Source organism: Candidatus Methanoperedens nitratireducens, assembly GCF_900196725.1.
Classification (GTDB): domain Archaea; phylum Halobacteriota; class Methanosarcinia; order Methanosarcinales; family Methanoperedenaceae; genus Methanoperedens; species Methanoperedens nitroreducens_A.
The window spans coordinates 1-6,373 of sequence record NZ_FZMP01000025.1; the positions used below are offsets into that span (position 1 = coordinate 1).

Below are 6,373 nucleotides of genomic sequence, written 5' to 3' on the forward strand. Positions count from 1 at the left end.
ATGAGTGGAAGAGCCTCATTGTTGAAAAAACAAGTATCTCCTTCCAAACATTGGGATAATATTTCTTCAACAATCCAACAATGGTTGAAGATATCGAATTGACAAAGCATGAAGCTCCAAATTCTTTGACAGTAATCTCGTTTAGTCCTTCAATTATTCTTTCTTGTTTCGGTTTAACTATTCCGTCTGTCTCCATCATTCTAAAAATATACCTGTTGACTATTAATCTTTTGTAATTCTATTGAGAACTACATCATGCGGCTGCTCCCCGGGGATAGCGCTTTCATGGCTTGAAATCCTGTAACGCGTATATTCTACGATAACGGTCTGCGTAATAACAAATAATATCGGACCGAGAAGCAATCCTTTTGCGCCAAAAATAATAGGACCTGAAAAAAAGCCAAGAAGTATTGTAAGTGCGTTTACTCCTGATGTCTTAGCGCCAAGATACGGCTGTAAAATAAACGGCATAAATAGTGTAAGTATGGCCACGCCAAAAATCATGATGCCTGCGGCTGCAAAGATATTTCCTGTATAGTACATATACGCCGAAACCGGGACATAGACCATCCACACCCCAAGAATCGGAAGGAAGCTGAATAATCCGGTAAGGATGGAGAGAAGAAGTGCATAAGGTGCTCCAAAAATAGAATATACGATAAAAGAGACTGCGGTCACTATAACAGACATAGTTATGTAGGATAAGAAAAGCACGTCAAAGCTCATTTTGAGCCCTCTTTGAATGCTTGATAAAAAGTGTTCATCCTCCGGCGAAAGGGATGCTGCATAAGCTTTAACGTGGTCTATAATTTTGTGCCAGTTATGCATGAAATGATATGTTGCATATAAATAAATTACAAAGCTGAGAAGAAAAAAAGGAATACTTGCGACAAAATCCATAGCAAGGCCGATTGTAAATTCTGTAGTTCTGGAGGTTATATCCTGGGCGCTGAGAAAATACTCTGCGTAAGCTCCAAGTCCCGCTTCTGCAATGGCATCTGAGATAGCCTTAATGACGGCATTTAGTTGGTATCCGAACCCCGTTATATCCTGTAAAAACAGCGCGATATTTGACGATAAGTACGAAACAGCAAATATTATCGGAAGTCCGATTATGATTACCAGAATACTGAGAGCCATATGATAGGAACGCGTGCGAACTTTAAGCCATTCAACTACCGGCATGAAGACATAGGCAGTTATTATTGAAAGTATGAGAGGGGTTATAAACGGGTATATCAATATCCCGACAACGACAACGGCAGCAAGGAAAATAAACGGATGGGAGCTGGCGCCATTAGAAATTTTTTGATATTCCGGCATATGTCACCGATTTATTGTACAAGGATAGATTTATACTTTGGCGGGTACAAGAGGAGCCGATCTTAAAAATCAGAATCTCCCACTGTAACTTCACCGAGGCGGTCAGCGATGCCCTGTTTATTCACAACAGCCCCATCCCCTATCAGGCGGAGAGGCGGGATTTTGACATCCTTTACCAGCACCATGTGAAGAATAACGCAATCATCTCCCAGCGTGGCGTTAAAAACCACCGAGCTGAACCCAATAAAGCAGTTATCGCCCAAAGTACATGGTCCGTGCACGATACAGCCGTGCGCCAGCGAAGTATTTTTACCTGCGTTTACCGCTGAACATTACTACATTGTCCTGTATATTGCAGCCACTGCCGATTCTGATACATACGCCGTATCGCTTACCCTGGGCATCCCTCCAGGTGGCTTTTTAACCAGCGTAATATCAGGCAGTAAATGCAGGATAGTGCATATCGCTAGAGAGCTTTCCGGTGGCGAGAAGCAGCGCGTTGTACTTGCAAGGCAGCTTGTGAAAGACCCAATTCTGTTATTAGCGGATGAACCCACCGGAACTCTTGATCCTCAGACCGCTGAGGTTGTTCACGAAGTTATCTTAGGTGCAACCCGTAATTACAGGATGTCGCTTATTATCACTTGGATTGATATGACACAACTGGGTGCTGATAAGAAGGAAAGAGCTACCAGGTATATTGGTGTGCTCCACCAGGAGTACAGTCTCTATCCTCACAGTACCGTGCTTGATAACCTGACAGAATCCATCAGTCTTGAATTACCTCCCGGGCTTGGCAGGAGAAAAGCGATCCAGACATTGATGGCTGTAGGTTTTACAGAAAAGAAGGCAAACGAAATCCTTACCAGGATGCCTGATGAACTGAGCGTGGGGGAAAAACACAGAGCTGCAGACAGAAGTTGCAAAATCCATTCTCCGTGCCAGAAAAGAGCTTGGAGAGACCTTCATTATAGTATCGCATGATATGGACTTTGTTGCACAGGTATGCGACAGGGTAGCGCTGATGCACCTTGGTAGGATTGTGGAAATCGGGGATACGGCTGCTGTTTTATCAAGGATTGGTAAAAAGGAAGCTTTAATAGAAGCTGCTTCAGCAGAAGCTGGTTAATCCCTCTCATAGTCAGTATGCTGCCCGGAAACCATCAAGTACCCTTCATTATTTCCCGTAAATTTGTTATTTCTTTGAATTAGTGTTATTACGCTGCGCGGCTCTTTATATATAATGTAGTTATATTTAATTTTATTTCGTTAATATACGGTTTATTTGACATTATATTTTAAAATAAATGTAAAATCGAGTTTTATTTCTAATTTCAAGAAATTTATAATCTTTGATTTTTATACTTGCCTTGGGAGGGGATTATATCCATACTCTAGAACTTTTTACTTATTATACCGAAATTTTTATGGTTCATTAAGTTCATTAGATTGAAATAGAGTTGAAATAAGGTTGATTTAGGATTCAATGGCACCCAAAAATCAAATAAGCATAAGGTTGGATGAGGTACATCTGGACATTATTGATTCCCTGCAACCTTTTTATGGCAATAGCCGTCCAGAAGTGATAAGAAATCTTGTTATAAGATGGATAGAACAAAATATTGCAAGCGCAAATCTGGAAAAACTGAGAGAAATTGGCGCTATTAAGAAATGAGGTCTCAATGTATATACCCGAATGGGAGATAGAAAATGCAATTGTTTGGAATCCTGCTCTCGTCGAGATTTCTGGTAGACTTGAAAAACTTTCATTTATTGAAAACCAAAAATATTTGAAAAATACGGGAAGATATATCGATATACTTTTTAAAAGCGATGATAAGTTAGTTATTGTGGAAGTTAAGTGTATTTATATTGATGAGCCTGCAATCATATTTGATCAGGTCTTAGAATATAAAAAAGAATTATCATCAGAACTCGGGGTTCCAAAAGAAAAAATCGTTTGTAGCCTCGTTTCGCCTATGGGCTTTTCTGAGGAAGTGCTCAGTCTCTGTAATAATCTAGGGATTTTTACTAAAAAACTAGATGAAAACGAGATTATTTGTTCCACTCCAAAAAATAAACCAAAAGTTAAATCTAATATTCTTCCAGATCATATTAAAAGTGATTTAAAAATAGATAATAAATTTATGAAAATTTTGAGAAAACGTAATTCAAATTTTTCAAACCTTAAATTTACCAATGAATCTTCTAAGAATAAAGAGATAATTAATGAGATTGAAAGCATAAAAAAGCTTAAAAATGATGGTATACATGACGAATTAGCCAAAAAGAGGATAGGTGAAATCTTTACAGAGATCAGTAAAAATGCACCAATTAGGGCTCATGAAGTTAATACAAATAGTGATGGAAGGTTAGTAGATAATTATGATAAATGGTTCTGGCTATTTTATAGTGTAATGGATAGACGAAGTAACGCTGCTAATTTTGTTAAAGCCAAAGAAGCACTAGAAAAGAAAGATTTATTCAATCCATATAAAATTATAAAATTGATTGGAGAAAAAGATGAAAAAACTGCAATAAACAGAATTGCTTCGATTTTGGAGAACTCAAGATTCCCACTTATGCGGGATAGTACGATGGGAGACTTAGCATTTCCAAGAAGTATAGTCGAGGCAGCTAAGTTCATCAGCAAATATGATTACGATTTTGAAAGACTTTACGCGCATCATATCGATAATTCAAATGGAGATCCATATACTGCTTATAAAACTCTACGAAAAGACTTAGAGGAGAGTATATATGGAGTAGGTCCAAGAATTTCCAGCCAATTCATTAGAGGTATGGTTTTGAAAGGTTCATGGAATCTACCGCTAACAGACGATAAACTTTTGGAAATGTGCAAATTCAACATTAGGTTTGCAAGTAAAATGCGTCTTGGACTAATCGAGAATGAAAGTACATATTATTCCGATTTAGGTAGATTTGCAGAAGAATATCTTGGTGGTAACCGCGCGATAATTAGCCATGTGCTATGGTATGTTCGAAAAAGATATTGTGACAAAAAAATCATGTGCGATGAATGCAAGCTTGCAGGGTATTGCGGGTATTTTTTAAAAACATTACAAGATGAACCTGTTAAGAAAGATTTATCTTGGTTTGTATCATGATCACTCTAATTAATATTAATAGGTGATTACTGAAAGGAATGGACTTCTATATCGGATCTGGTGCAGCATTATTAGGCGTAATTTTAGTAGTGTTGGGTCACAGCACTTTATACTTTGAGCTAAAAGCAAGCATTAAAGGCGATACAAACTTAACCCTTAGCACGATGAAGTCTGCTTATACCTTGGTTATTGGCGGCTTGATTATAATCATTCTTGGACTGCTGTATTTGATGGGCATAATACCTTGGTACAATGTTTAAATGTGCAATAATTTGAAAGGGACTCTGAAGAGCTTCTCAGACACAAAGGATCGTTACCTCTGGAAAAATCGCCCCATGTTAAAATACGCTGTGCAGTACAACCACCTTGGCATTTAGGTAATAAAAGGCATTTTCTGCAACCAGTTATATTTTCGTACTTAAATGTTCTAAATTTTTGTAAAATCCCTGAGTTAAACCAAATATCTATCAAAGAGTTATCTTTTATACTTCCTGCCACATGATCCACGTTCTGCTTGAAGGCAGGACAAGGTACAACATCTCCATTAGGTCTGATTAAACATAGAGACTTTCCGGCTATGCATTCAGAACTTTCAGAATCACTGATAAAACAATTGAAAGGGTGGCCTATTCGAATTCTCGATTGTTGTTTTATTTTATTTAAAGCATAAAATAGTTCTTCACACTCCTGATGAGATAGTTCAAGTTTTTCACGATTTATGAGTCCTCTACCTTGAGGTACGAACCTCAGAATCGCAAATTCAGAAACACCTAATGTATTACTAATTTCAATGGCCTGTCCTATCTCTCTGAAATTTAGCTTGGTGGGCACAAAATGAATACCTGCCCAAAGTCCTGACGATATTACTGTTGAGATACTTTCTATTGCTTTATTATAACTGCCCTTCTGTCTAGTAATTAATTCGTGAGTTGTTGATTTTGATCCTTCAATATTGAATATGATTTTATCCAAGTATGACTCCTTCAAATCGTTTGATAACTTATTAGTTATAGAACCAAATTCACCATCCCTAGAGACCAAACCTGATGTATATAATCGAACTTCAAGCCCTTTTGTTTTGGCGTACCTGATAATTTTTAATATATCGGTGTGTTCCAATGGTTCACCCCCAGATATTTCTAAAATTTTACCCCCTAAATCGCTGAAATCACTAATTATTGATTTTATTTCATAAAATTCCAATCTCTTTTGAAGAGTATTATCATTTGAACAATGAATACATTGCATAGAGCAGGAGCTTATGATTTCTAAGCAAAGTTCTTTTAGAGCATTTTGTACCATTTAAATTCACCCTCTTATATTACTCCCGTAATTTTAGCTACTACCACTGCAATTGCAATAGCCATTATTATTTTAAGTTGCATCTCTAATCTATCTATTCTTGCTTTTAAGCGGACTGGAGAAACGCTATATCCAATTAATCCAGATACTAAATCGACTGTGATATTTTCAAACCCTTCTTTTCCATATCCTTTTAATACCGGTTCTTTTAATTTATCGTACATTATCATAAAAACAGGTTCTTTGTACTTTAATATAACTTTTTCAGGTCCAGCATTATAAACTGAAAACATTAACTTACCATAATATCCTGGGTCAACGTGGAATCCAGAGATATTGATAAGTCCATATTTTTTATAGCTATTCCTTAAAGATATTAATCCTAACAAATCATCGGGGACATAAATATACTCATAAGTTGTTAAAATAGCAAAATCTCCAGGCTCTATAACAATATAAGCATCTGTTTCTGATAATCGTTTTGGATATTTTTCTCTGCTGACAAAGAATTCATTACCAAGTCTTAAATCGTAATTAGCAGGTCGAAATCCTTTAATGTCCAATAAATTATATAAAATTGGCAATTTATTATTATCTGACATTTCTTGGCACCAGTTTTT

The 6,373-nt window shown here is 36.8% G+C and carries 8 protein-coding genes; 3 read left to right on the forward strand and 5 right to left on the reverse strand.

From position 1 onward, the window contains the following. The 3 genes from MNV_RS02860 to MNV_RS02870 all read right to left on the reverse strand — a co-directional run. On the reverse strand, window positions 1–196 hold a 196-nt coding region (locus MNV_RS02860; protein WP_143311602.1), incomplete at its 3' end, for a hypothetical protein. 26 nt (window positions 197–222) lie between these two features. Continuing rightward, on the reverse strand, window positions 223–1,323 hold the full coding sequence (locus tag MNV_RS02865) for an AI-2E family transporter (RefSeq protein ID WP_096203875.1): 1,101 nt from the start codon (window positions 1,321–1,323) through the stop codon (window positions 223–225). A gap of 62 nt (window positions 1,324–1,385) precedes the next feature. After that, entirely contained in the window at window positions 1,386–1,604 is a 219-nt protein-coding gene (locus MNV_RS02870) for an LbetaH domain-containing protein (RefSeq protein ID WP_179293765.1), read from the reverse strand. On the opposite strand from MNV_RS02870, the gene MNV_RS20955 reads away from it, so the two are divergent. The 3 genes from MNV_RS20955 (at window position 1,537) to MNV_RS02885 (ending at window position 4,451) form a co-directional block, all read left to right on the forward strand. Further along, window positions 1,537–2,307 (forward strand): ATP-binding cassette domain-containing protein, encoded by a 771-nt coding sequence (locus tag MNV_RS20955; protein WP_306453614.1) that lies wholly within the window; start codon window positions 1,537–1,539, stop codon window positions 2,305–2,307. The two genes, MNV_RS02870 and MNV_RS20955, sit on opposite strands and share 68 nt — an antisense overlap. 1 nt (window position 2,308) lies before the next feature. Further along, window positions 2,309–2,452, forward strand: coding sequence for a hypothetical protein (locus MNV_RS19290; protein ID WP_179293766.1), 144 nt, complete (start codon window positions 2,309–2,311; stop codon window positions 2,450–2,452). Window positions 2,453–3,005: 553 nt separating this feature from the next. Continuing rightward, complete coding sequence (locus tag MNV_RS02885; RefSeq protein WP_096203877.1) at window positions 3,006–4,451, forward strand: PDDEXK family nuclease; 1,446 nt, start codon at window positions 3,006–3,008, stop codon at window positions 4,449–4,451. Between the two features lie 207 nt (window positions 4,452–4,658). On the opposite strand, the gene MNV_RS02890 is transcribed toward MNV_RS02885, so the two are convergent. Together MNV_RS02890 and MNV_RS02895 are read right to left on the reverse strand one after the other, a co-directional pair. Further along, window positions 4,659–5,753 (reverse strand): radical SAM/SPASM domain-containing protein, encoded by a 1,095-nt coding sequence (locus tag MNV_RS02890; protein ID WP_096203878.1) that lies wholly within the window; start codon window positions 5,751–5,753, stop codon window positions 4,659–4,661. Between the two features lie 14 nt (window positions 5,754–5,767). Then, window positions 5,768–6,373, reverse strand: a 606-nt coding sequence (locus tag MNV_RS02895; RefSeq protein ID WP_218837871.1) for a dCTP deaminase, incomplete at its 5' end; no start/stop codon positions are given.

What these genes read in the sequence shown, in the direction of transcription:
- MNV_RS02885 (WP_096203877.1), top strand. Translation starts at nt 3,006, where the DNA reads ATGTATATACCCGAATGGGAGATAGAAAATGCAATTGTTTGGAATCCT.
- MNV_RS02865 (WP_096203875.1), bottom strand. Translation starts at nt 1,323, where the DNA reads ATGCCGGAATATCAAAAAATTTCTAATGGCGCCAGCTCCCATCCGTTT.
- MNV_RS02890 (WP_096203878.1), bottom strand. Translation starts at nt 5,753, where the DNA reads ATGGTACAAAATGCTCTAAAAGAACTTTGCTTAGAAATCATAAGCTCC.
- MNV_RS19290 (WP_179293766.1), top strand. Translation starts at nt 2,309, where the DNA reads ATGGACTTTGTTGCACAGGTATGCGACAGGGTAGCGCTGATGCACCTT.